The organism is Embleya sp. NPDC127516 (genome assembly GCF_044765325.1).
In the GTDB taxonomy this organism is placed as follows: domain Bacteria; phylum Actinomycetota; class Actinomycetes; order Streptomycetales; family Streptomycetaceae; genus Embleya.
Genome location: NZ_JBIWJT010000003.1, coordinates 323427 through 347959 on the forward strand (window position 1 = coordinate 323427; position 24533 = coordinate 347959).

Annotated in this window: 23 protein-coding genes; all 23 read left to right on the forward strand. The window is 69.6% G+C overall.

Translation table 11 applies throughout. The features are described from left to right. Positions 1 to 55 precede the first annotated feature (55 nt). Positions 56 to 1444: a diaminopimelate decarboxylase gene (lysA, locus tag ACIRL2_RS06700; RefSeq protein WP_402230597.1), complete on the forward strand. Its 1389-nt coding sequence runs from the start codon at positions 56 to 58 to the stop codon at positions 1442 to 1444. 560 nt (positions 1445 to 2004) lie between these two features. After that, a complete protein-coding gene (locus ACIRL2_RS06705) occupies positions 2005 to 3297 on the forward strand; it encodes a homoserine dehydrogenase (protein WP_395866014.1) in 1293 nt (430 codons plus the stop codon). Between the two features lie 7 nt (positions 3298 to 3304). Next, positions 3305 to 4387 (forward strand): threonine synthase, encoded by a 1083-nt coding sequence (thrC, locus tag ACIRL2_RS06710; protein WP_402230599.1) that lies wholly within the window; start codon positions 3305 to 3307, stop codon positions 4385 to 4387. A gap of 366 nt (positions 4388 to 4753) precedes the next feature. Further along, the gene (gene thrB, locus ACIRL2_RS06715) at positions 4754 to 5668 is read left to right on the forward strand and encodes a homoserine kinase (RefSeq protein WP_395866010.1); all 915 of its coding nucleotides are present in this window, start codon (positions 4754 to 4756) and stop codon (positions 5666 to 5668) included. Between the two features lie 573 nt (positions 5669 to 6241). Further along, the gene (gene rho, locus ACIRL2_RS06720) at positions 6242 to 8332 is read left to right on the forward strand and encodes a transcription termination factor Rho (protein WP_395866008.1); all 2091 of its coding nucleotides are present in this window, start codon (positions 6242 to 6244) and stop codon (positions 8330 to 8332) included. Positions 8333 to 8611: 279 nt separating this feature from the next. After that, a complete protein-coding gene (rpmE, locus tag ACIRL2_RS06725; protein WP_355543038.1) occupies positions 8612 to 8836 on the forward strand; it encodes a 50S ribosomal protein L31 in 225 nt (74 codons plus the stop codon). Between the two features lie 156 nt (positions 8837 to 8992). Next, positions 8993 to 10060 (forward strand): peptide chain release factor 1, encoded by a 1068-nt coding sequence (prfA, locus tag ACIRL2_RS06730; protein ID WP_395866006.1) that lies wholly within the window; start codon positions 8993 to 8995, stop codon positions 10058 to 10060. Between the two features lie 10 nt (positions 10061 to 10070). Continuing rightward, a complete protein-coding gene (prmC, locus tag ACIRL2_RS06735) occupies positions 10071 to 10916 on the forward strand; it encodes a peptide chain release factor N(5)-glutamine methyltransferase (RefSeq protein ID WP_395866004.1) in 846 nt (281 codons plus the stop codon). A 181-nt stretch (positions 10917 to 11097) separates the two neighbouring features. Beyond that, positions 11098 to 11745 carry an L-threonylcarbamoyladenylate synthase gene (locus ACIRL2_RS06740; RefSeq protein WP_395866002.1) on the forward strand — a complete coding sequence of 216 codons (648 nt, stop codon included), beginning with the start codon at positions 11098 to 11100 and terminating at the stop codon, positions 11743 to 11745. Next, entirely contained in the window at positions 11742 to 12392 is a 651-nt protein-coding gene (locus tag ACIRL2_RS06745) for a low molecular weight phosphatase family protein (RefSeq protein ID WP_395866000.1), read from the forward strand. Before ACIRL2_RS06740 ends, ACIRL2_RS06745 begins: the two co-directional genes overlap by 4 nt. Before the next feature lie 175 nt (positions 12393 to 12567). Further along, the gene (gene glyA / locus ACIRL2_RS06750; protein ID WP_402230605.1) at positions 12568 to 13851 is read left to right on the forward strand and encodes a serine hydroxymethyltransferase; all 1284 of its coding nucleotides are present in this window, start codon (positions 12568 to 12570) and stop codon (positions 13849 to 13851) included. 210 nt (positions 13852 to 14061) lie between these two features. Further along, positions 14062 to 15417 (forward strand): MraY family glycosyltransferase, encoded by a 1356-nt coding sequence (locus tag ACIRL2_RS06755; RefSeq protein WP_395865996.1) that lies wholly within the window; start codon positions 14062 to 14064, stop codon positions 15415 to 15417. Positions 15418 to 15651: 234 nt separating this feature from the next. Further along, the gene (locus ACIRL2_RS06760) at positions 15652 to 16017 is read left to right on the forward strand and encodes a hypothetical protein (protein WP_395865994.1); all 366 of its coding nucleotides are present in this window, start codon (positions 15652 to 15654) and stop codon (positions 16015 to 16017) included. 133 nt (positions 16018 to 16150) lie between these two features. Then, on the forward strand, positions 16151 to 16333 hold the full coding sequence (locus ACIRL2_RS06765; RefSeq protein WP_395865992.1) for an AtpZ/AtpI family protein: 183 nt from the start codon (positions 16151 to 16153) through the stop codon (positions 16331 to 16333). A gap of 87 nt (positions 16334 to 16420) precedes the next feature. Continuing rightward, positions 16421 to 17236, forward strand: a complete 816-nt coding sequence (gene atpB, locus ACIRL2_RS06770; RefSeq protein ID WP_395865990.1) for a F0F1 ATP synthase subunit A — start codon at positions 16421 to 16423, stop codon at positions 17234 to 17236. Positions 17237 to 17314: 78 nt separating this feature from the next. Then, the gene (gene atpE, locus ACIRL2_RS06775; protein WP_395865988.1) at positions 17315 to 17542 is read left to right on the forward strand and encodes an ATP synthase F0 subunit C; all 228 of its coding nucleotides are present in this window, start codon (positions 17315 to 17317) and stop codon (positions 17540 to 17542) included. 32 nt (positions 17543 to 17574) lie between these two features. Then, positions 17575 to 18132, forward strand: coding sequence for a F0F1 ATP synthase subunit B (locus ACIRL2_RS06780; RefSeq protein WP_395865986.1), 558 nt, complete (start codon positions 17575 to 17577; stop codon positions 18130 to 18132). Continuing rightward, positions 18132 to 18947, forward strand: coding sequence for a F0F1 ATP synthase subunit delta (locus ACIRL2_RS06785; RefSeq protein WP_395865984.1), 816 nt, complete (start codon positions 18132 to 18134; stop codon positions 18945 to 18947). Before ACIRL2_RS06780 ends, ACIRL2_RS06785 begins: the two co-directional genes overlap by 1 nt. 147 nt (positions 18948 to 19094) lie before the next feature. Then, positions 19095 to 20738 carry a F0F1 ATP synthase subunit alpha gene (gene atpA, locus ACIRL2_RS06790; protein WP_395865982.1) on the forward strand — a complete coding sequence of 548 codons (1644 nt, stop codon included), beginning with the start codon at positions 19095 to 19097 and terminating at the stop codon, positions 20736 to 20738. Positions 20739 to 20758: 20 nt separating this feature from the next. Further along, positions 20759 to 21667, forward strand: a complete 909-nt coding sequence (locus tag ACIRL2_RS06795) for a F0F1 ATP synthase subunit gamma (protein ID WP_395865980.1) — start codon at positions 20759 to 20761, stop codon at positions 21665 to 21667. Between the two features lie 5 nt (positions 21668 to 21672). Next, positions 21673 to 23121 carry a F0F1 ATP synthase subunit beta gene (atpD, locus tag ACIRL2_RS06800; protein WP_395865978.1) on the forward strand — a complete coding sequence of 483 codons (1449 nt, stop codon included), beginning with the start codon at positions 21673 to 21675 and terminating at the stop codon, positions 23119 to 23121. Positions 23122 to 23327: 206 nt separating this feature from the next. Further along, entirely contained in the window at positions 23328 to 23702 is a 375-nt protein-coding gene (locus ACIRL2_RS06805) for a F0F1 ATP synthase subunit epsilon (protein WP_360318886.1), read from the forward strand. Between the two features lie 83 nt (positions 23703 to 23785). Next, positions 23786 to 24361, forward strand: coding sequence for a DUF2550 domain-containing protein (locus tag ACIRL2_RS06810; protein WP_395865976.1), 576 nt, complete (start codon positions 23786 to 23788; stop codon positions 24359 to 24361). The last annotated feature ends 172 nt before the right edge of the window (positions 24362 to 24533 follow it).

The window sequence follows — 24533 nt, forward strand, 5'->3', positions numbered from 1 at the left end:
CCCGCCCCGCAAAAGACCCACACCGACGCCCACACCCCCCGGGGAGCACCACGACATGAGCCGTTCCGCCCACCCCGCCGGTCCCCGCCACGCGGACGTCCTGCCCGACGGCGCACCGCCGATCGCGCCCGAGGACCTGACCCTGCTCGACCCGAAGATCTGGCCCACGAACGCCGAGCGCGGCGCCGACGGCGTGGTCACCGTCGCCGGCCTGGACGTGCGCGAGCTCGCCCGCGAGTTCGGTACTCCCGCGTACATCCTCGACGAGGCGGACTTCCGGGCCCGCTGCCGCGCCTGGCGCGAGGCGTTCGAGGGCGCGGACGTGTTCTACGCGGGCAAGGCCTTCCTGTGTCGTGCGCTGGTGCGCTGGATCGCCGAGGAGGGCCTGAATCTGGACGTGTGCACCGCGGGCGAACTGGCCGTCGCGCTGTCCGCGGGCATGGACCCGGCCCGGATCGCCTTCCACGGCAACAACAAGTCGAGCGCCGAACTGGAACGCGCCCTGGAGGTGGGCGTCGGCCGGATCGTGGTCGACTCGTTCGAGGAGATCAGCCGGCTGGCGTTCCTGGCCGACCGGCGCGGCGTCACCCAGAAGGTCCTGGTCCGGATCACCGTCGGCGTCGAGGCGCACACCCACGAGTTCATCGCGACCGCGCACGAGGACCAGAAGTTCGGCTTCTCGCTGGCCGACGGCCAGGCCGCCGAGGCGGTCCGCCGGATCCGCAAGCTCGACTCGCTCGAACTGATCGGCCTGCACTCGCACATCGGCTCGCAGATCTTCGACACCGCCGGGTTCGAGGTCGCCGCGCGCCGCGTGGTCGGCCTGCTGGTCGCGGTCCGGGACGAGCACGGCGTCGAACTCCCCGAGATCGACCTCGGCGGCGGTCTGGGTATCGCCTACACCTCCGCCGACGACCCGCAGTCGCCCGCGATCATCGCCGCCTCGCTGCTGGACATCGTGCGCCGCGAATGCGCCGCCGCCGGGCTGGCCGCGCCCCGGCTGTCGGTCGAACCCGGCCGCGCGATCGCCGGGCCCGGCACGTTCACGCTCTACGAGGTGGGCACGATCAAGCCACTGGAGGGTCTGCGCACCTACGTCAGCGTGGACGGCGGCATGTCGGACAACATCCGCACCGCGCTCTACGACGCCGAGTACACCGTGACGCTCGTCTCACGCGAGAGCGACGCGGCGCCGATGCTCTCGCGCGTGGTGGGCCGGCACTGCGAGTCGGGCGACATCATCGTCAAGGACGCGTACCTGCCCGCCGACCTGGCCCCCGGCGACCTGCTCGCGGTACCCGCGACCGGCGCCTACTGCCGCTCGATGGCGAGCAACTACAACCACGTGACCCGCCCGCCGGTGATCGCGGTCCACGACGGCAGCGCGCGCGTGATCGTGCGGCGCGAGACCGAAGAGGACCTGCTCCGCCTCGACATCGGCTGAACGCCCACACCCGGGACCGCCGTACGAGAGCATCTCGGCACGAAAAGACACACACGAAAACGCACACACCAGAACGCACACGAACGCCGGAACCGAGCCCGGAGCAAGACTCCGGGGCGAGATCCCCGCCGGGGCGAGATCCCCGCCGGGGCGAGATCCCCGCCGGGGCGAGAACCCCGGAGCGAGAGCCCCGGAGCGGAATCCCGGAGCAAGACCCCGCCGGAGCGAGAACACCGGAACAAGCGAGAACACCGGCACAGCAGCACCGGCACCACAGCAGCACCGGCACCACAGCAGCACCGGCACCACAGCAGCAGCACCGGCACAAAAGAACACCGGAACAAGAACGACGGAACGATCGGGGGTCGCCAGGCGGCGGCCCCCGGGCTCGGGAGAAAATCCCGTGGCCGGCATGCGAGGCCGCAAGAATTGTCGTCTCGGATCCTGGACCAGCCCTGGTTCGGAGAATGATCCGAGCGACACTTGTCGGCACTGCCCGACTCCGGAAATTCCCCGGACGGCAGACTCGGACAACCTTTGTCTTCGAGAAGTGAGGTCGGATGATGCGTACGCAGCCGCTGAAGGTGGCGCTGCTCGGTTGTGGTGTGGTCGGCTCCGAAGTGGCCCGCATCATGACGACGCACGCGACCGACCTCGCCGCCCGAATCGGGGCCCCGATCGAGCTGGCCGGCGTGGCGGTACGCCGGGCCGGGCGCGAGCGCGCGGGCATCGACCCCGAGCTGGTCACCACGGACGCCGTGGAACTGGTCAAACGCGACGACATCGACGTCGTGGTCGAGGTGATCGGCGGCATCGAGCCCGCCCGCGGCCTGATCCTGTCCGCGATGGAGCACGGCGCCTCGGTGGTCTCCGCCAACAAGGCGCTGCTCGCCGAGGACGGCTCGACGCTGCACGCCGCCGCCGCGAAACACGGTGTGGATCTCTACTACGAGGCCGCCGTGGCCGGCGCGATTCCGCTCCTGCGTCCGCTGCGCGAGTCGCTCGCCGGGGACAAGGTGGAGCGGGTCCTGGGCATCGTCAACGGCACCACCAACTTCATCCTGGACCGGATGGACTCGACCGGCGCGGGCTTCGCCGAGGCGCTCGACGAGGCCACCGCGCTGGGGTACGCCGAGGCCGACCCCACCGCCGACATCGAGGGCTTCGACGCCGCCGCCAAGGCCGCGATCCTGGCCGGTCTGGCCTTCCACACCCGGGTGACCGCCGCCGACGTCTACCGCGAGGGCATCACCGAGGTCAGCGCCGCCGACGTGGCCAGTGCCAAGGCGATGGACTGCGTGGTCAAGCTGCTGGCGATCTGCGAGCGCGGCGCCGACGGGCAGAGCGTGAGTGCCCGCGTGCACCCGGCGATGATCCCGCGTTCGCACCCCCTGGCGTCGGTGCGCGAGGCGTACAACGCGGTCTTCGTCGAGTCCGAGGCGGCCGGACAGCTGATGTTCTACGGCCCCGGGGCCGGTGGCGCGCCGACCGCGAGCGCGGTGCTCGGCGACCTGGTCGCGGTCTGCCGCAACAAGCTCTCCGGCGCGACCGGGCCCGGCGAGTCGGCGTACGCCCAACTGACCCCGCAGCCGGTGGGCATCGCCCGTACCCGCTACCACCTGAGCCTGGACGTCGCCGACCGAGCCGGTGTGCTGGCCCAGGTGGCCGCGGTGTTCGCCCAGCACGACGTGTCCATCGACACGGTCCGTCAACAGGGCCGGGACGGGGATGCCACACTCGTGATCGTCACCCATACCGCCACCGACGCCGCGCTCGCGGCGACCGTCGCCGATCTGCGCGGTATGGACATCGTCCGTGACATCGCCGGCATCATGCGGGTCGAAGGGGAGTAGAGGGACCGTGAGCGCGCTCAAGGAAGGCGTCCGCACCACTCAGTGGCGCGGGGTCATCGAGGAATACCGCGACCGTCTGCCGGTCTCGGCGAACACACCCGTGGTCACCCTGCGTGAGGGTGGTACGCCGCTGGTCCCGGCCCAGGTGCTCTCCGAGCGCACCGGATGTGAGGTTCACCTCAAGGTCGAGGGCGCCAACCCGACCGGGTCCTTCAAGGACCGCGGCATGACGATGGCGATCTCCAAGGCCAAGGAGGAGGGCGCGCGAGCGGTCATCTGCGCGTCCACCGGCAACACCTCGGCCTCGGCCGCCGCGTACGCGGTGCGCGCCGGGATGGTCTGCGCCGTGCTGGTGCCGCAGGGCAAGATCGCGCTCGGCAAGATGGGCCAGGCCCTCGTGCACGGGGCGCGCATCCTCCAGGTCGACGGCAACTTCGACGACTGCCTCACGCTCGCCCGCGATCTGGCCGAAAAGTACCCGGTCGCGCTGGTGAACTCGGTCAACCCGGTGCGCATCGAGGGCCAGAAGACGGCCGCCTTCGAGATCGTGGACATGCTCGGCGACGCGCCCGACATCCACGTGCTCCCGGTCGGCAACGCGGGCAACATCACCGCGTACTGGAAGGGCTACAACGAGTACGCGGCCGACGGCCTGGCCGCCCGCCGCCCGCGCATGTGGGGCTACCAGGCGGCCGGTTCGGCGCCGCTGGTCAACGGCGCGCCGGTGCTCTCGCCGCAGACGATCGCCACCGCGATCCGGATCGGCAACCCGGCGTCGTGGGACTTCGCGATCGCCGCGCGGGACGATTCCGGCGGTCACATCGAATCGGTGACCGACCGTCAGATCCTGTCGGCGTACCGTCTGCTGGCCGCCCAGGAGGGCGTCTTCGTGGAGCCGGCGTCCGCCGCGAGTGTGGCCGGATTGCTCCAGGCGGCCGAACAGGGTCGGGTCGATCCGGGCCAGCGGATCGTCTGCACGGTCACCGGCAACGGCCTCAAGGACCCGGACTGGGCCGTGGCCGGCGCGCCCAAGCCGGTCGTCGTGCCGATCGACGCGTCTGCTGCGGCTGCCCAACTCGGCCTGGGCTGACCCGTTCGGCCGCCATCGATCGATGCACCGGTGGAATGTCGCCCATTCGCCGCATTCGCCGGTGTGGAAATCGTTTCGGAATCGAATCCGGGCGGTCGACGGTCACTCGTCGACCGCCCCCGGTCCTTTTCGATCCCATTTCCGGTACCAATCCCACGACGCGGTGGTTACGGTGTCCCGCGAGGGAACGCACCTTCGGTAGGCTGATCACCGGACGCGGCCTTGCACTCGTTCCGCGGCGCATGCCGCCCGGGTCTCGCGTCTGTTCCTGCCGTTCCGCAGCACCCGCGATTTCCCGAACGCGCCACCGGTTCGGACCGTCCCGCGAAGGTGCCCGGAACTCCACGAGGAGGAGTGTCCACGCGTATGGCCGGCCCCGCATTCCGTGCCGCCCCCGTCCGGGTTCGCATCCCGGCCACGAGCGCCAACCTGGGTCCCGGGTTCGACGCGTTCGGACTCGCGCTCGGACTGTACGACGACGTCGCCGTCCGGGTCGCGGACGAGGGCTTGTCGATCGACATCGCAGGTGAGGGCGCCGACGACCTGTCCCGTGACGAGAACCACCTGGTCGTGCGCGCGGCCTACGCCGCGTTCGAGGCGATGGGCGGTCGACCTCCCGGGCTGGACGTCGTATGCGCCAACCGGATCCCGCACGGACGCGGTCTGGGCTCGTCCGCCGCGGCGATCTGCGCGGGTGTGATCGCCGCCCGGGCGCTGACCATAGGCGGCGCCGAACGGCTCGACGACGAGGCCACACTCGCCCTGGCGACCGAGTTGGAAGGCCACCCGGACAACGTCGCGGCGTGTCTGCTCGGCGGGTTCACCATCGCCTGGACCGAGGAGGACGGCCCCCGAGCGGTGCGATCGACCCCCGACCGGGGTATATCTCCAGTCGTGTTCGTACCCGCCTCCCCGCTGTCCACCGAGGTCGCGCGCGGTCTGCTGCCGGCCAAGGTGACACATCGCGACGCCGCGGCGAACGCGGGACGCGCCGGCCTGCTGGTCACCGCGCTGACCTCGCGTCCGGACCTGCTGTTCGCCGCGACCGAGGATCGGCTGCACCAGACCTACCGGGCGCCCGCGATGCCCGCGAGCGCCGAATTGATCGACAAGCTGCGCGCACAGGGGATGGCCGCGGTCGTCTCCGGCGCGGGGCCGACCGTGCTCGCCCTGGTCACACACGACCGGGTCGACGAGGCGATCGGTATGGCCGGGCCCGATTGGGTGGTTCGGCAATTGGGAGTGGACGGGGCCGGAGCAAGCGTCATGCCACTGGCGTGACCTGCGTACTCGCTGTTCGTTGGCAGTACGCCCGGTAGGCGGGAGACGGACCCGACGGCACACCCGGCGCGGCCGGGCGAACGGTCCGAGCGGTGGTGGATCCGTTCACTCCACTGCACTACCGCAGGAAAAATGGGCTGCGCCGGGGGAGCGATGGGGTGGGGGAATGTCTCTTGGGTCCGGTAGTGTTAGCGTCATCACCGCACCAGATCCCCCACCCGCATAGGTTGGGCGCGTTCGGTGCTCTGTGGCCACGATCCTTTGGGAGTTCCCCCTCCTGCCTGTCCTTCGTGACGAACGTGGCTCCCCGATACAGACCGGCGGAACCACCGCGCCGCGTCGAGCTCATCCCGGGGACCCGAGGGCCGTTCCTTCACAGGAAATCGAGCCCCTACAGGAATACGAGCCCCCACAGGCATACATGAGCCCGATCCTCGCAGTACTGGGCACATTTTCGACGATTCCCGCCATCCGGCGGACCACCGCACCGGACCGCACTGGAAGCGGGACGGACAGCACAACCGGTCGCCGAGCCCTCTCAAGGCCGACGCCCGCTCCAGGGAAGGACCCTTCGTGAGCGACACCACCGAACTCATGGACGCAACGCCGCAGGCCGCGTCCGCCTCGGGTGACGCGGCTGCCACCGCGGACGCCCCCGCTCCCGCCACGCGGCGCCGCCGCTCGACGGGCACCGGCCTCAACGGCATGGTGCTGGCGGAGCTGCAGCAGGTCGCCACCGGTCTCGGCATCAGCGGCACCGGCCGCATGCGCAAGAGCCAGCTGATCGAGGCCATCCAGGCGAAGCAGGGTGGTTCGGACGCCGCTCCCGCTGCAGCCACGAAGCCGGCCCGGGCCACCAAGGCGAAGGCCGCCGCAGCCGCGGACAACGGCGCGGCACCGGCCGAGGCCGTCGCCGCGGCACCCGCCGAGGCGCCCGTCGCGGAGGCGCCCACCAGGGCCCGCCGTGCCGCGCGGACGCGGGTCGCGGTCGAGGCCCCGCAGATCGAGATTCCGGAGCAGGCCGCCGCCGAGGCGCCCGCCAACGGGCGCACCCGACGTGAGCAGGAGCCGGCGGCCGAGGCCACCGAGGCCCCGACGCGCCGTCGTGGCGAGCGCACCGAGCGCACCGGCGACGAGCAGGGCGAGCAGCGCGAGGGCGGCGAGCGCGAGGGCCGCCGCGAGCGTCGCGAGCGCGGCCAGAACCGGCGCGACCGCGGCGACCGCAACAACGAGCGCGGCGGCGAGCGGACCGAGCGCGCCGAGCGCCCGGAGCGCGGCGAGCGGGCCGAGCGCGGCGACCGCGGCAACAACGAGCGCGGGGAGCGCGGCGGCGACCGCGCCGAGCGGGCCGACCGCGGCGGCGAGCGCGGCAAGCAGCAGCAACAGCAGCAGCAGGACAACGACCCGATGGGTCCGGACGACGACTTCGAGGGCGGCGGCCGTCGGCGCCGTGGCCGTTACCGCGACCGCAACCGTCGCCGCGGCGGCCGCGAGGGCTTCGAGACCAACGAGCCCGTGCTGGCCGACGACGACGTCCTGGTCCCCGTCGCGGGCATCCTGGACATCCTCGACAACTACGCCTTCGTGCGGACCTCGGGCTACCTGCCCGGCTCCAACGACGTGTACGTCTCGCTCGCCCAGGTCCGCAAGAACGGCCTGCGCAAGGGTGACGCGATCGTCGGCGCGGTGCGTCAGCCGCGCGACGGCGAGCGTCGGGAGAAGTTCAACGCCCTCGTGCGCCTGGACACGGTCAACGGCATGGAGCCGGAACAGGCGCGGCAGCGCTCCGACTTCAACAAGCTGACCCCGCTGTACCCGCAGGACCGGCTCCGTCTGGAGACCGACTCCGGCGCGCTGACCACGCGGATCATCGACCTCGTGTCGCCGATCGGCAAGGGCCAGCGCGGTCTGATCGTCGCGCCGCCCAAGGCGGGCAAGACGATGGTGCTCCAGGCGATCGCCAACGCGATCACCGTGAACAACCCCGAGTGCCACCTGATGGTCGTGCTCGTGGACGAGCGCCCCGAAGAGGTCACCGACATGCAGCGCTCGGTCAAGGGCGAGGTCATCTCCTCGACCTTCGACCGGCCCGCCGAGGACCACACGATCGTCGCCGAGTTGGCCATCGAGCGGGCCAAGCGCCTGGTCGAACTGGGCCACGACGTGGTCGTGCTGCTCGACTCGATCACCCGCCTGGGCCGCGCGTACAACCTCGCGGCGCCCGCCTCCGGCCGCATTCTGTCCGGTGGTGTCGACTCGACCGCGCTGTACCCGCCGAAGAAGTTCTTCGGCGCGGCGCGCAACATCGAGAACGGCGGCTCGCTGACCATCCTGGCCACCGCGCTGGTCGAGACCGGCTCGCGGATGGACGAGGTGATCTTCGAGGAGTTCAAGGGCACCGGCAACATGGAGCTCAAGCTCGACCGCAAGCTCGCCGACAAGCGGATCTTCCCGGCGGTGGACGTGGACGCGTCCAGCACCCGCAAGGAAGAGATCCTGATGGCGTCGGACGAACTCGCGGTCGTCTGGAAGCTGCGCCGGGTGCTGCACGCGCTCGACCAGCAGCAGGCCATCGAGCTGCTCCTGGACAAGATGAAGAAGACCAAGAGCAACGGCGAGTTCCTGATGCAGATTCAGAAGACGACGCCGATGCCGAACGACTAGTCGGCTCACGCGTGGGGTCCGGGGGTCGCCCCCGGACCGGCACAGTCGAAGACCACGCCGATGCCGAACGACCGGTCGCACCTCGACCGGTCGTAGGACGCAAGACCGGACACAGCGTCGGCCGGGAGGGAATGTCACGACCTCGGTCGTGGTTGGGCGGTACAGACCCTGATTTGGGTCCGGTCGCCCCCTCCTGGCAGACTGCTCTGTCGGCCCCGGTTCACGTGACGCCCACTCGGGCGTACGACCCGGCGCCCTCCCGAACCCAAGGAGACTCCTGTGAAGCCCGACATCCACCCCGAGTACGTGGAAACCACCGTCACCTGTGGCTGTGGCTCGACGTTCACCACGCACAGCACCGCGACCAGCGGCCAGATCCGCGTCGAGGTCTGTTCGCAGTGTCACCCGTTCTACACGGGCAAGCAGAAGATCCTCGACACGGGTGGCCGTGTGGCGCGCTTCGAGAAGCGCTTCGGCAAGCAGCCGGTGGCCGGCAACAAGTAGCGACCCCGCGGCGCCGGAGGAGCGGTGGGCCTTGTCCAAGGTCCGTCCCGCCCCTCCGGCGCCGTTCGTTTGTCCGCCCGTCCCGGGCGTCCCGCCGATCCCGCCACCGCGTCACGATCCCGCCGAGTTCGCGGCCATACCCCAGAGGAGCCCCCAGTGTTCGAGGCGATGGACGACCTGCTCGCCGAGCACGCCGACCTGGAGCGACAGCTCGCCGATCCGGCCGTGCACACGGACCAGACGCGCGCGCGCAACCTCGGGCGGCGCTACGCCGAACTGGGGCCGATCGTGGACGCCTACCGGCAGTGGTCCAGTGCCGCCGCCGACGTCGAGGCCGCACACGAACTGGTCGCCGAGGACCCGGACTTCGCCGCCGAGGCGGAGGAGGCCGAGCAGCGCCGCGAGGAGTGCGCGGAGAAGCTGCGCCGGCTGCTGGTGCCGCGCGACCCGGCCGACGACAAGGACGTGATCCTCGAGGTCAAGGCGGGCGAGGGCGGCGAGGAGTCGGCCCTGTTCGCGGGCGACCTGCTGCGGATGTACCTGCGCTACGCCGAGCGGGCCGGCTGGAAGACCGAGATCCTCGAATCCAACGAGTCCGATCTCGGCGGCTACAAGGACGTCCAGGTGGCGGTGAAGACCAAGGGCAACCCCGCGCCCGGCGAGGGCGTCTACGCCCGGCTCAAGTTCGAGGGCGGCGTACACCGCGTCCAGCGCGTGCCCGCCACCGAGTCGCAGGGCCGCATCCACACCTCCGCGGCCGGCGTCCTGGTGCTGCCCGAGGCGGAGGACGTCGAGGTCGAGATCAACGCCAACGACCTGCGCATCGACGTGTACCGCTCGTCCGGGCCCGGCGGCCAGTCGGTCAACACCACCGACTCCGCGGTGCGCATCACGCACCTGCCCACCGGCATCGTGGTCTCCTGCCAGAACGAGAAGAGCCAGCTCCAGAACAAGGAGTCGGCGATGCGCATCCTGCGCGCCAGGATGCTCGCCGCGGCCCAGGAGGAGGCCGACAAGGAAGCCTCCGACGTGCGCCGCAGCCAGGTCCGCACGGTGGACCGCTCCGAGCGCATCCGGACGTACAACTTCGCGGAAAACCGGATTTCGGACCACCGCGTGGGCTACAAGGCGTACAACCTGGACCAGGTGCTCGACGGCGATCTCGATCCGGTCATCCAGGCGTGTGTGGACGCCGACATGGCCGCTCGGCTCGCCCACCAATAACGGAGACGAGATGAACCTGCTGCTCGCCGAGGTGGCCCAGGCCACCCTGCGACTGGCCGACGCGGGCGTTCCCTCTCCGCGCTTCGATGCCGAGGAACTCGCTGCGTTCGTGCACGGTGTCAAGCGTGGCGCCCTGCACACCGTCGCCGACGGCGACTTCGACGCGCGGTTCTGGGAGGCCATCGCGCGCCGGGAGGCCCGTGAGCCGTTGCAGCACATCACCGGGCGGGCCTTCTTCCGCTACCTCGAACTCCAGGTGGGTCCCGGCGTGTTCGTGCCCCGGCCGGAGACCGAGGTGGTGGTCGGCTGGGCGATAGACGCGCTGCGCGCGATGGACGTCGCCGAACCGCTCGTGGTCGACCTGTGCACCGGCTCCGGCGCGATCGCGCTCGCGGTCGCCCAGGAGGTGCCCCGCTCGGTCGTGCACGCGGTCGAGCTGGACCCGGACGCGTACCGCTACGCCGCGCGCAACGCGAGCGGCTCGCGGGTGATCCTGCACCGGGGCGACGCGCTCGCCGCGCTGCCGGAGCTGGACGGCACGGTCGACCTGGTGATCAGCAATCCGCCCTACGTCCCGCTGGACGAGCGGGACGAGATGGCCCCCGAGGCGCGCGACCACGACCCCGAACTGGCCCTGTTCTCCGGGCCGGACGGGCTGGACTTCATCCGGATCCTGTCCAAGACCGCCTACCGGCTGCTGCGCCCGGGCGGCCTGGCGGTGGTCGAGCACGCGGACACCCAGGGCGGCGCGGTGCCGTGGATCTTCAACGAGGAGGCCGGTTGGGTGGACGCGGCCGACCACCGCGACCTGACCAATCGGCCGCGCTTCACCACCGCACGCAAGGAAGGCGCGTGAATCGCGCGCCCCGCACGTCCGCGCGGCCGGCCTCGCCCGCGCCGCCCGCACCCTTCGCGGCACCGGCACCACCCGTGGCCTTCGCACCACTGGCATCACCGGCACCACCCGCGGCACCCGCACGCTTGGCATCGCCCGCACCGCCCGCTTCGCCCGTACCGCTTCAGGAGGTAAGTGCCCGATGAGCCGACGCTACGACTGCTCCGACGCGATGGACCGTGGGCTCGGGCTGCGTGAGGCGACCGGGTCGATCAAGCGCGGCGACCTGGTCGTGCTGCCCACGGACACCCTGTACGGCATCGGCGCGGACGCGTTCACCCCGCACGCCGTGCACGCGTTGCTCGACGCCAAGGGCCGGGGCCGCAACATGCCCTCGCCCGTGCTGGTGGGCTCGCCGAACACGCTGCACGGGCTGGTCACCGGCTTCCCTGAGGTGGGCTGGGAACTGGTCGACGCGTTCTGGCCGGGCGCGCTCACCATCGTCGCCTTCCACCAGCCGTCGCTGATGTGGGACCTGGGCGATACCCGCGGCACGGTCGCGGTGCGGATGCCGCTGCACCCGGTCGCGATCGAACTGCTCACCGAGACCGGGCCGATGGCGGTCAGCAGCGCGAACCGGTCCGGGAATCCGGCGGCGACCACGGTCGACGAGGCCGAGGCCCAGCTCGGCGAATCGGTGTCGGTGTACCTGGACGGCGGCACCTGCCCCTCGACCGCGCCGTCCTCGATCGTCGACCTGACCGCCGGCCGTCCCCGGCTGCTGCGTGAGGGTGCCCTGTCGTTGGACACGTTGCGCGAGGTCGTACCCGACCTGGAGGGCGTGAATTGACCCCGCCACCTCCCGTGGGGCACTCCTACGGGCCGTACGGGTCCGCGCCCGACTCGTTTCGGATCCTGTTCGTGTGTACGGGGAGCATCTGCCGCTCGCCGATCGCCGAACGGCTCGCGCGGCTGGGACTGGAGCGCCGGCTCGCCGCCGACGACGCGGTCCGTCTCAGCGTGCAGAGCGCCGGGACCTGGGGGCACGAGGGCGCGCCGATGGAGCCGCACGCGGCCGAGGTGCTGCTCGAATACGGCGCCGACCCGGGCGACTTCCACGGCCGCGAACTGCTGGACGAGCACGTGGCCGAGGCGGACCTGGTGCTCACCGCGACGCTCGACCACCGCGCGCACGTGGTGTCCATGGGGCACGCCTCCGGCCTGCGCACGTTCACGCTCAAGGAGTTCACCCGACTGGTCGCGGTACTGGAGCGCGCGCCGTATCCCGAGCGCGATCTGGTCCAGCGCGGCCGCTCGCTGGTGCGGGCCGCCGCGGCGTTGCGCGGGCGGCTGGCCGCGCCCGATCCCGAGTGGGACGAGGTGGCCGACCCGTACGGCGCGCCGCTGAGCGTGTTCCGGGCCTGTGCCTCCGACATCGGCTCGGCCCTGGACCCGGTGCTCACCGCGCTCACCGGGCACCCCGCGCACAGCCACTGACGACATCTCGGCGCGCGAGTCGCGCGCACCCGCGCGGCGACCGGCCCGAATCGGTGCGAATCCACCCGTCGGGCGAGCGGCCCGAATCGGCCCGAATCCGCCCCCCGAGAGCCTGTCCGTGCCCCGACCCCCGGCATATGGTGGAGAAGTCCCTGCGGCCTTGAGGAGCAGTGCCATGGGCACTCCCGACTCCACGTCAACTCCCTTCTGGGGACCGGACTTCGCCGCCCTGCGCGAGGCGGACCCGGAGATCGCCGAGGTGCTTTTGGGCGAGTTGGCCCGGCAACGCGGCGGTCTGCAGTTGATCGCCGGCGAGAACTTCACCTCCTCGGCGGTGCTGGCCGCGCTCGGCAGCACGCTCGCCAACAAGTACGCCGAGGGTTATCCCGGACGGCGCTACTACGGCGGGTGCGCCGAGGTGGACCGCGCCGAGGAACTCGCGGCGCGCCGGGCCCGGGCCCTGTTCGGCGCCGAGCACGCCAACGTGCAGCCGCACTCGGGCACCGCCGCGAATCTGGCGGCCTATGCGGCGGTCCTGGCGCCGGGCGACACGATCCTGGCCATGTCGCTGCCGCACGGCGGCCACCTCACCCACGGCTCCCGGGTGAATTTCTCCGGCCGCTGGTTCCACGCGGTCGCCTACGGGGTGCGCGAGAGCGACGAGCGGATCGACTACGACCAGGTCCGGGACCTGGCCCGGGCGCATCGGCCCCGGCTGATCGTGTGCGGCGCCACCGCGTATCCACGGCTTGTCGATTTCGCGGCGTTTCGCCGAATCGCCGACGAGGTGGGCGCCTACCTGATGGTGGACGCGGCGCACTTCATCGGTCTGGTCGCGGGTGACGCGGTGCCCTCGCCGATCCCGTTCGCGGACATCGTCACGTGCACCACGCACAAGGTGCTGCGCGGTCCGCGCGGCGGAGTGATCCTGTGCCGTGAGGAACTCGCCGACCGGATCGACCGCGCGGTGTTCCCGTTCAGCCAGGGCGGGCCGCACATGCACTCGGTGGCGGCCAAGGCGGTCGCGCTGGGCGAGGCGGCCGGCGCGGCGTACCGGGTGTACGCACGCCGCGTGGTGGCCAACGCGCAGGCGTTGGCACAGGGTTTGCAGGCCGAGGGCATGCGGGCGGTCTCCGGGGGCACCGACACCCACCTGGCGCTGCTGGATCTGCGGGGGATCGGGGTCAGCGGCAGCGACGCGGAACGTCGCTGCGAGCGCGCGGGCATCACGCTGAACAAGAACGCGATCCCGTTCGATCCGGTGAAGCCGATGATCGCCTCCGGGATTCGGGTCGGCACGGCCGCGGTGACCACGCAGGGGATGACCGAGACGGACATGAAGGAGATCGCCCTGCTGATCGGTCGGGCGGCGCGTGAGGACGACGAGAGCGTGCTGCGCGAGGTGCGTGCGGCGGTCGGCGACCTCGTGGCGACCCATCCGGCCTACCCGCGCCGCTGAGTCGCCCACCGGGCAATCCCGGTCCGGGGTGGCTGGGACCGGGGAGACTGTGGTTACGTGTGGGGCGACGGGCCGGTGGTGGCACCACCGAGCACAGTGCGATCGTCCCTCGCCGGTGAAGGTTCGGCGATTCTCCCGGGGAGCGGCGGCACGTCTAGTCTGAAGCCCGTGCTGCCGCTGGGATGTGCCGAAGCCGGGGACGGTTGAGTCTTGCGCGAATACCTGCTCACGCTGTTCGTCGCCGCCGCGGTGACCTACCTGCTGACGGGCGCGGTCCGCCGGTTCGCCATCGCCGCCGGCGCGATGCCCGAGATCCGCGCGCGCGACGTGCACAAGGAGCCGACCCCGCGCCTGGGCGGGTTGGCGATGTTCGGCGGTTTGTGCGCGGGTCTGCTGGTCGCCCGGCATCTGCCGGTGCTGGAGGACGTGTTCACCGCCTCGACCGACGTGCAGGCGCTGTTGTCCGGCTGCGCGCTGATCTCGGTGCTCGGGGTGATCGACGACAAATGGGGCGTCGACGCGATCATCAAGCTGCTCGGTCAGGCGCTCGCCGCGGGCGTGATGGTCTGGCAGGGCATCGTGATCCTGTGGCTGCCCATCCCCGGCTACGGCACGGTGAGCCTGACGCCGACCCAGGGCACGTTGCTGACCATCGGGATAGTGGTCATCACGATCAACGCGGTGAACTTCGTGGACGGCCTCGACGGCCTCGCGGCCGGCATGGTGTGCATCGCCGCGCTGGCCTTCTTCGGCTACTCGTACCGGCTGTGGTTCGGTTATGGCGTCTCGGGCGCCGCCGCGCCGACGCTGTTCACCGCGCTGCTGATCGGGATGTGCGTGGGTTTTCTGCCGCACAACCTGCACCCGGCGCGGATCTTCATGGGCGACTCCGGCTCGATGCTGATCGGCCTGATGCTGGCCGCCGCCGCGGTCACCGTGACCGGCCGGATCGACCCGGACGCGATCATGGCGCAGAGCGACGGCTCGATGTCCTTCACCACGCACAAGCTGGTGCCCGTCTACATTCCGCTGGTGCTGCCGTTCGCGGTGCTGGTGGTGCCGCTGATGGACCTGGTGATGGCGGTCGGCCGGCGCGGTTGGGCGGGGCGCTCGCCGTTCGCGGCGGACAAGGGCCACCTGCACCACCGGCTCCTGGAGATCGGCCACTCGCACAGCCGCGCGGTGCTGATCATGTACTTCTGGTCCGGCCTGATCGCGTCGTTCACGGTGCTGATCTCGGTCCGTCCGGAGCGGCGTCCGATCGTCTACGTGGGTCTGGGCCTGATCGCCCTCGGCCTGGTGTTCCTGATGTTGCCGAGGTTCAAGCCGCACGTGCCGACCGAGCTGTACAACGTGGTCCCGCCGCGCTATCGGCGGATGCGCCGGCGGCGGCGCGGCGCGAACGTTCCGGTCGATCGGATGGTTCCCGGCGAATCAGACGGCGTACGGCTGAACGGAGCATCCGCCACAGCCGCCACAGGCTCCACACGTCATTCGCAAAACCCCACCCCACCAGCGCATTTGCCTGCGGGCAGGGGGGCGCGAAAGGGTGGTGGAAGGCTGTGAGCTTGTACACACGAACGGGTAAAGCTCTGCTCAAATAGTTTGTGATACCGTTCACGAACCAGGATCAACGGCCGATGAACCCCCAGCAACGAGGGTTCTGATCCCCCACGGCCATTCCCGAGCGTTGCGTCGTACCGAGCGTGTGCTCGGGCGACAGATCCGCCTCTGCCCCCCACTGATGCCGGAGTCACCGACATGCAGGCCAATGACGTCCGCCTTCTCCGAGGTTCGGTCGTGTGCACGACCGGGGCCGGGGTAATCGCGGCCATCGCGGCCTTCTTCGCGGCCGGTGGCAAAGGATTGCTCGGCGCGGTGCTCGCCACTGTCGTCGTCCTGGTCTTCTTCGCGATCGGCCAGTTGGCGATCGGGCGTATCTCGCGCAACAACCCCCTCATGATGATGAACATGGCGCTCTTCACGTACATCGTGCAGATCCTGCTGTTGGGGTTGGTTTTGTTCCTGTTCAAGGACACCGAGGCGTTCGACACGAAGGTGTTCGGACTCACCATCCTCGGGGCCACGCTGGTCTGGGTCGCCTCGCAGGTGTGGATCTTCACCCGACTGAAGATCGCCTACGTCGAACCGGACGGAGAGCGATGACATACGACCGACGCCGGACACGAGCGACACGGGGTTCGCGGGCCGGGTATGTAGACGCGACGCCGGTACTGCTAATGTCCGGGGCGTCATGAGCGAGAGAGGCCCCCGTCCACCGGACCGAGAGAATCGGGCGATGGACGGTGCCGCATGGTCGAGTGTCGGTTATCTGCTGAGCGGGATGCTCGTCTACGGCGGAATCGGCTGGCTGATCGACCGGTGGACCGGCCACTCCGCACTGTTCCTGCCGATCGGCCTGGTCGTCGGAATCGCTCTGGCCCTTGTTCTTGTCTTTGTCCGCCACGGCAGGTCCTCCTGACCGGGCCCTGTTGCGTGCCGCTCCGTGGCCCCTCGCCACGCCGACACATCGAGGTAGCCGAAAACATGCTTCACGACGAAGGAGTCGGTGGTGACTGCTGACGTCCAGACGCTCGCCAGCGAGAGCGGATGTCACCTGTTCTCCGGGTGCGGCTTCCCCTCGCCCGGGCTGAACGTCTTCGAGTTCAAGCCGATCTTCTCCATCGGGGCCTTCGACTTCACGAAGCCGATGTTGCTCGCGCTCATCTCGATGCTGCTGGTGATCGGCTTCTTCTGGAGTGCGTTCGCCAAGCCCAAGATGGTGCCGCGCGGCGCGCAGAACGTCGGCGAGTTGGGCTACCTGTTCGTTCGCGACAACATCTCGCGGGAGACGATGGGCAAGAAGGGCGACCCCTACGTCCCCTTCCTGTTCTCGATCTTCTTCTTCGTGTGGGTCATGAACGTGATGGCGATCATCCCGTTCGCCCAGTTCCCCGCGACCTCACGCATCGCCTTCCCGGCATCGATCGTCGGCGTCGTGTACGTGACCTACCTGGTCCTGGGCATCAAGCACCAGGGCTTCGTCGGTTACTTCAAGAACATGATGTTCCCGCCCGGTCTGCCGAAGGCGATCTACTTCCTCCTCGCGCCGATCGAACTGCTCCAGGGTCTGATCACCCGGCCGTTCACCATGGCGGTCCGACTGTTCGCGAACATGTTCGCCGGACACATGCTGATCGTCACCTTCAGCGTCGGCGCCTGGTACCTGCTCGGCTTCCACATCGGGGCGCTCTTCTCGGCGACCTCGTTCATCGTGGTCGTCATCCTGACCGCGTTCGAGCTGATGATTCAGGCGCTGCAGGCGTACATCATCACGCTGCTCGCGGCCTCCTACATCTCCAGCTCGCTCGAATCCGAGCACTGAGAGACCCCGCAGACCTTCCCTCTCCTCGACCGTCGTCCGGTGGATCGTCCATCGGCCTCGAAAAAAGGATCAGTTCTCATGAACCTCGCCGCTGAAGTTTCCGGCAGCCTCGGTTCCATCGGCTACGGCCTCGCCGCGATCGGCCCCGGTATCGGTATCGGCATCATCTTCGGTAACGGTGTCCAGGCCATGGCCCGTCAGCCCGAGGCTGCCGGTCTGGTCCGCCAGAACATGCTGCTGGGCTTCGCCCTCGCCGAGGCGCTCGCGCTCATCGGCGTCGTCATGCCGTTCGTCTACGGCACCTGATTCATCCGCTACGGACGGAAGGTCCTCACACCGTGATTTTCCTCGCCAACAGCGAAGAGAAGATGAACCCTCTTCTCCCGCCGCTCGACGAGATCATCATCGGTGGCGTGGCGTTCCTCATCGTCTTCGGCTTCCTGTGGAAGATGCTCCTTCCCAAGATCGCGAAGACGCTGGCGGACCGTACGGACGCCATCGAGGGCGGTCTCAAGCGCGCCGAAGAGGCGCAGGCCGAGGCCCAGGCCGAGCTGGAGCGTTACCGCGACCAGCTCGCCGAAGCCCGTCGTGAGGCCGGTCGCCTCACGGAGGACGCCCGCGAGCAGGGTGCGGTCGCCATCGCCGAGATGCGCGCCGAAGGTCAGCGGATCAAGGACGAGATCGTCACCGCCGGCCACACCCAGATCGAGGCCGACCGCAACCAGGCCCAGAACGCGCTTCGTCAGGACGTCGGCCGGCTGGCCGTCGACCTCGCGTCGCGCATTGTCGGGGAGTCGCTCGAGGACGAGGCGCGTCAGCGTCGGGTCGTCGATCGCTTCCTCGTGGAGCTGGAGACCAAGGCCGCCGCGGCGGCGACCTCGGAGAAGGTGCGCTGATGCAGGGCGCCAGCAGGGAATCCCTCGCCGCGGCTCGTGAGCGCCTGGACGCGCTCGCGACCGCGACCGGTACCGACATGGTCCAGTTGGCCCAGGAGCTCGACTCCGTGGTCATCCTGCTCGACCGGACGGTGTCGCTGCGTCGCGTCCTCACCGACTCGACGCGCTCCGGGGAGGCCCGCGCGGCCTTCCTGACGCAGCTCCTGTCCGGCCAGATCTCCGGTACCACGGCGGATCTGCTCGGCGGACTCGTCCGCACGCGCTGGTCGCGGCCGACCGACCTGGTCGACGCGATCGCCGAACTCTCGGTGTCCGCCGAGCTGATCGCCGCCGAGCGCGACGGGAAGCTCGACGAGCTCGAGGACGAGTTGTTCCGCTTCGGCCGGATCGTGGTGGGCGAGCGCGAGCTGCGCTCCGCCCTGACCGACCCGGGCATTGCGAACGAGCGCAAGGCGGAACTGGTGTCGGGTCTGCTGGAGGGACGGGCCCAGCCCGTCACCCGGCGACTGATCACCAGGCTCGTCGCACATCCCCGTAGCCGTAACCTTGAACACGGGCTCGAGTCGTACGCGCGCCTCGCCGCCGATCGCCGGCGTCGCATGGTCGCGTTGGTCACGGTCGCACTGCCTCTCACCGAGGAGCAGCGCACCCGCTTGGCCGCGGCGCTGGGCCGGATGTACGGCCGCGAGGTCCACCTGAACGTGGAAATCGATGCCGACGTCATCGGCGGGGTCCGCGTGGAGATCGGTGACGACGTCATCGACGGCACCGTGACCACACGTCTCGAAGAAGCGGGCCGACGGCTCGCCGGCTGAGAGACACCGGACGACAGGGCGTCGCCGTCCGCCCGGGGAAAACCCCCGGACCGGCACAGCGACTCCCACAGCAGCACCGCGGTTCCGTACGACAAGCGACGGACAGCGGACCGTTAACCCCACCACCTAGGAGAGCAGGGACACCAGATGGCGGAGCTCACGATCCGGCCGGAGGAGATCCGGGACGCGCTGGAGCGCTTCGTCGCCTCGTACGAGCCGGAGACGGCCGCGCGCGAAGAGGTCGGTACCGTCACCGAGGCGTACGACGGCATCGCCAAGGTCGAGGGCCTGCCCTCGGTCATGACGAACGAGCTGCTCAAGTTCGAGGACGGCACCCTCGGTCTGGCGCAGAACCTCGACGTCCGCGAGATCGGTGTCGTCATCCTCGGTGACTTCAGCGGTATCGAAGAGGGCCAGAAGGTCCGTCGTACGGGCGAGGTTCTGTCGGTTCCGATCGGTGACGGCTACCTGGGTCGCGTCGTCGACCCGCTGGGCCAGCCGATCGACGGCCAGGGCGAGATCGCGGCCGAGGGCCGTCGCGCGCTGGAGCTTCAGGCTCCCGGCGTGATGATGCGCAAGTCGGTGCACGAGCCGATGCAGACCGGCATCAAGGCGATCGACGCGATGACCCCGATCGGCCGTGGCCAGCGTCAGCTGATCATCGGCGACCGGCAGACCGGCAAGACCGCGGTTTGCCTGGACACGATCATCAACCAGCGCGACAACTGGCGCTCGGGCGACCCGAAGAAGCAGGTTCGCTGCATCTACGTCGCGATCGGCCAGAAGGGCACGACCATCGCGTCCGTGCGCCGCTCGCTCGAAGAGGCCGGCGCGCTGGAGTACACGACGATCGTCGCCGCCCCGGCATCCGACCCGGCCGGCTTCAAGTACCTGGCCCCGTACACCGGTTCGGCCATCGGCCAGCACTGGATGTACCAGGGCAAGCACGTCCTGATCGTGTTCGACGACCTGTCGAAGCAGGCCGAGGCGTACCGCGCCGTGTCCCTGCTGCTGCGTCGTCCGCCGGGGCGCGAGGCGTACCCCGGTGACGTCTTCTACTTGCACTCGCGTCTGCTCGAGCGTTGCGCGAAGCTGTCGGACGAGCTCGGCGGCGGCTCGATGACGGGTCTCCCGATCATCGAGACCAAGGCGAACGACGTGTCGGCGTACATTCCGACCAACGTCATCTCGATCACCGACGGCCAGTGCTTCCTGGAGTCCGACCTGTTCCTGCAGGGCGTGCGCCCCGCGGTCAACGTCGGTATCTCGGTCTCGCGAGTCGGTGGCTCCGCGCAGATCAAGGCGATGAAGAGTGTCGCGGGTCGACTTCGCGTCGACCTGGCCCAGTACCGCGAGCTGGAGGCGTTCGCGTCCTTCGGTTCCGACCTGGACGCCACCTCCAAGGCCTCGCTGCAGCGTGGTGCGCGCATGGTCGAGCTGCTCAAGCAGGGGCAGTTCGAGCCGTTCGCGATCGAGCTCCAGGTCGTCTCGATCTGGGCCGGCACCACCGGCAAGCTGGACGACGTTCCGGTGCAGGACATCCGCCGCTTCGAGAAGGAGCTGCACGAGTACGTGCAGCACAAGCACGCGGCCCTGCTGACCGGGATCGTCGAGACCGGCAAGCTGGAAGACGACACCGTGATGGCGCTCACCGACGCGGTGGATGCCTTCAAGCAGACGTTCACCAAGTTCGACGGCGAGCCGTTGATCCAGGACGTGACGCCTGCCGGGCTGACGAAGGAAGACGTCGGCCAGGAGAAGATCACCCGTCACGTGGCCAAGTCCGAGTAAAGAACGGAGAACCCTGACCAATGGGAGCCCAACTTCGGGTCTACCGGCGTCGGATCCGTTCCGTGTCGGCGACCAAGAAGATCACGCGCGCCCAGGAGCTCATCGCGGCGTCGCGGATCGTGAAGGCGCAGCAGCGCGTCGCGGCCTCCAAGCCGTACGCCGACGAGCTGACGCGCGCCGTTTCCGCGGTCGCCACCTTCTCCAACACGCAGCACCCGTTGACCACCTCGGTGGAGCGGCCCACTCGGGCCGCGGTGCTGTTGGTAACCAGTGACCGCGGTTTCGCGGGCGGCTACAACTCGAATGCCATCAAGGCCGCCGAGCAGCTCACCAAGCTGCTCGAGGACGAGGGCAAGACGGTCAGCCGCTACGTGATCGGGTCCAAGGGCATCGGGTTTTTCCAGTTCCGCGACGTGGACCTGGCCGGGCAGTGGAAGGGATTCTCCGACCGCCCCGAGTACTCCGACGCCAAGAAGGTGGCAGGTGAGCTGATCGACGCGTTCGTGACGCCCACCGACGAGGGCGGTGTGGACGAGATTCACCTCGTCAGCACCGAGTTCGTCTCCATGCTCACGCAGAGCCCGGTCGCGGTGCGGGTGCTCCCGTTGGCGGTCGAGGAGACGGACGAGCCGCCGGCCGGCGGTCCCTTCCCGCTCTACGACTTCGAGCCCTCGGCCGAGGGTGTTCTCGACGCACTGCTGCCGCGGTACGTCGAAAGCCGCATCTTCAACGCCCTGCTGCAGTCCGCCGCTTCCGAGCACGCGGCCCGCCGGCGGGCGATGAAGTCGGCGACCGAGAACGCCGAAGACCTCATCCGGACCCTCTCTCGTCTGGCGAACAACGCCCGCCAGTCCGAGATCACCCAGGAAATCAGCGAGATCGTCGGTGGCGCCAACGCCTTGGCCGACGCGACCGCGGGGAGTGATTAGACATCATGACTGCCACTGTTGAGACGGCCGCTGCCACGGGCCGCGTCGCCCGCGTCATCGGCCCGGTCGTCGACGTGGAGTTCCCCGTCGACGCGATGCCGGAGATGTACAACGCGCTGCACGTCGACCTGGACCTCTCGGGCCAGGGCGAGGGGGAGGGCAAGACCACGCTCACCCTCGAGGTCGAGCAGCACCTTGCCGACGGCATCGTGCGTGCGATCTCGATGCAGCCCACCGACGGCCTCGTTCGCGGCGCCATCGTCACGAACACCGGCTCGCAGATCTCCGTGCCCGTGGGCGACGTCACCAAGGGCCACGTGTTCAACGCCCTCGGCGAGGTCCTCGACGTGGACGCGGCGACCTTCGAGGTCACCGAGCGCTGGCCGATCCACCGGCAGGCGCCGGCCTTCGACCAGCTCGACTCGAAGACCGAGATGTTCGAGACCGGCATCAAGGTCATCGACCTGCTCACCCCGTACGTCAAGGGTGGCAAGATCGGTCTGTTCGGTGGTGCGGGTGTCGGCAAGACGGTGCTCATCCAGGAGATGATCGTCCGTGTCGCCCGTCTGCACGAGGGTGTGTCGGTGTTCGCCGGCGTCGGCGAGCGCACTCGTGAGGGCAACGACCTGATCGAGGAAATGAAGGAAGCGGGCGTCTTCGAGCAGACGGCGCTCGTCTTCGGGCAGATGGACGAGCCCCCGGGCACCCGTCTGCGCGTGGCTCTGTCCGGCCTGACCATGGCGGAGTACTTCCGCGATGTGCAGAAGCAGGACGTGCTGCTCTTCATCGACAACATCTTCCGGTTCACCCAGGCCGGTTCCGAGGTGTCGACGCTGCTCGGCCGGATGCCCTCCGCGGTGGGTTACCAGCCGACGCTCGCCGACGAGATGGGCACCCTCCAGGAGCGCATCACCTCGACCCGCGGTCACTCGATCACCTCGATGCAGGCGATCTACGTCCCTGCGGACGACCTGACCGACCCGGCTCCGGCCACGACGTTCGCGCACCTCGACGCCACGACGGTGCTCTCGCGTCCGATCTCCGAGCTGGGTATCTACCCGGCCGTGGACCCGCTGGACTCGACGTCCCGGATCCTGGACCCGCGCTACGTCGCGCAGGACCACTACGACTGCGCGATGCGGGTCAAGAGCATCCTGCAGAAGTACAAGGACCTCCAGGACATCATCGCGATTCTGGGCATGGACGAGCTGTCCGAAGAGGACAAGCTCACCGTGCACCGCGCGCGTCGCATCCAGCGGTTCCTGTCGCAGAACACCCACGTGGCGAAGCAGTTCACCGGGCTCGACGGTTCGGACGTTCCGCTGTCCGAGACCATCGAGGCGTTCAACGCGATCGCCGACGGCAAGTACGACCACGCTCCCGAGCAGGCATTCTTCATGCTCGGTGGGCTGGACGACCTCGAGAAGAAGATCGCCGAGCTCAACAAGGGCTGACGATCGCCTGATCGACGAGGGGCGGTCCCGAACGGGTCCGCCCCTCGTGTCGGTTCCCGGTACGGGCCACCCGGCCCCTCCGGAAACCCGCCGGCGCTGAGTCGGTTGGAGCCAGGCCCGTCCGGGCCACTATCCTTGAACACCACCCGTCCCGTGAGGACGGAGGCGAAGACCAGCGTGTCTTCGACCCGACATGAGGAGCCACGTTGGCTGAGCTGCACGTCGAGCTGGTCGCGGCCGACCGCAAGGTGTGGTCCGGCGAGGCCACCATCGTCATCGCACGCACCGCGGACGGCGACATCGGCATCCAGGCCGGTCACCAGCCGGTCCTCGGAGTGCTCGAATCAGGTCCGGTGACGATCCGTCAGGCCGACGGTTCGGTCGTCATCGCGGCGGTCCACGGCGGGTTCATCTCGTTCGCGGACAACAACCTCTCGCTGCTCGCCGAGATCACCGAGCTGGCCGACGAGATCGATGTCGCCCGCGCGGAGCGGGCGCTCGAGCGCGCCGGCGCGGCGAAGGACTCCAGCGCCGAGCGGCGTGCGGAGACGCGGCTGCTCGCCGCCCAGCGGCGGGACTAGCCACAGCCAGTCGCAGCACCAGAGCCCGGACCGACACACGGCCGGGACCACTGCTCAACGCGCGAACGAGGAGGTCGATCCGGATGGTCCTCGTCGTGCTGAGCGTGATTCTGGGCGTTGTCGTCGTATTGGTGGTCGGCGTCGCGGCGTTCGCGCTGCGTCGCCGGCTGATCCAGCGACCCGGCGGCACCTTCGACTGTTCGCTGCGCATGCGGCCACCGGTATCGCGATCCGGCGAGGCCGGTTCGACCTCCGCGGCGTCACCCGGGCACCAGGCTCCGGGGGGCGCCGCGTCGTCGTCCCCGGAGCCGGCAGGCAGCGGTGCCGAGGAGGATCCGGCGGCGCCGTCGGCCGATCCCGACCACGGCAAGGGCTGGGTCTTCGGGATCGCCAGGTACAGCGGGGACCGGATCGAGTGGTTCCGCGTGTTCAGCTACGCGCCCCGCCCGCGTCGGGTGTTGCAGCGCGGCGGGATCAATGTGATCGGCCGCCGGGAGCCGGCCGGCCAGGAGGAACTGGCGCTGCTGGCCGGCGCGGTGATCCTGGTCTGCGAACACGACGGCGCGCGGATCGAACTCGCGTTGAGCGAGGACGCGTTGACCGGTTTCCTGGCCTGGCTGGAAGCGGCGCCGCCGGGACAACGGGTCAACGTCGCCTAGCGGCGGCGCTCAGCTCCCGACAGCGGAGCTTCGCTCCCGGCCGGCACTCGTCAGCGGTTGGCGCCGGGCACCCACAGCACGTCGCCCACCTCGCGGTTCGCGTGCCGCGCCAAGATGCTGTGCCTGTTTCGGGGGCGACCCCCGGGCCCCACGCCGGGGTGTGTTCGCGTCA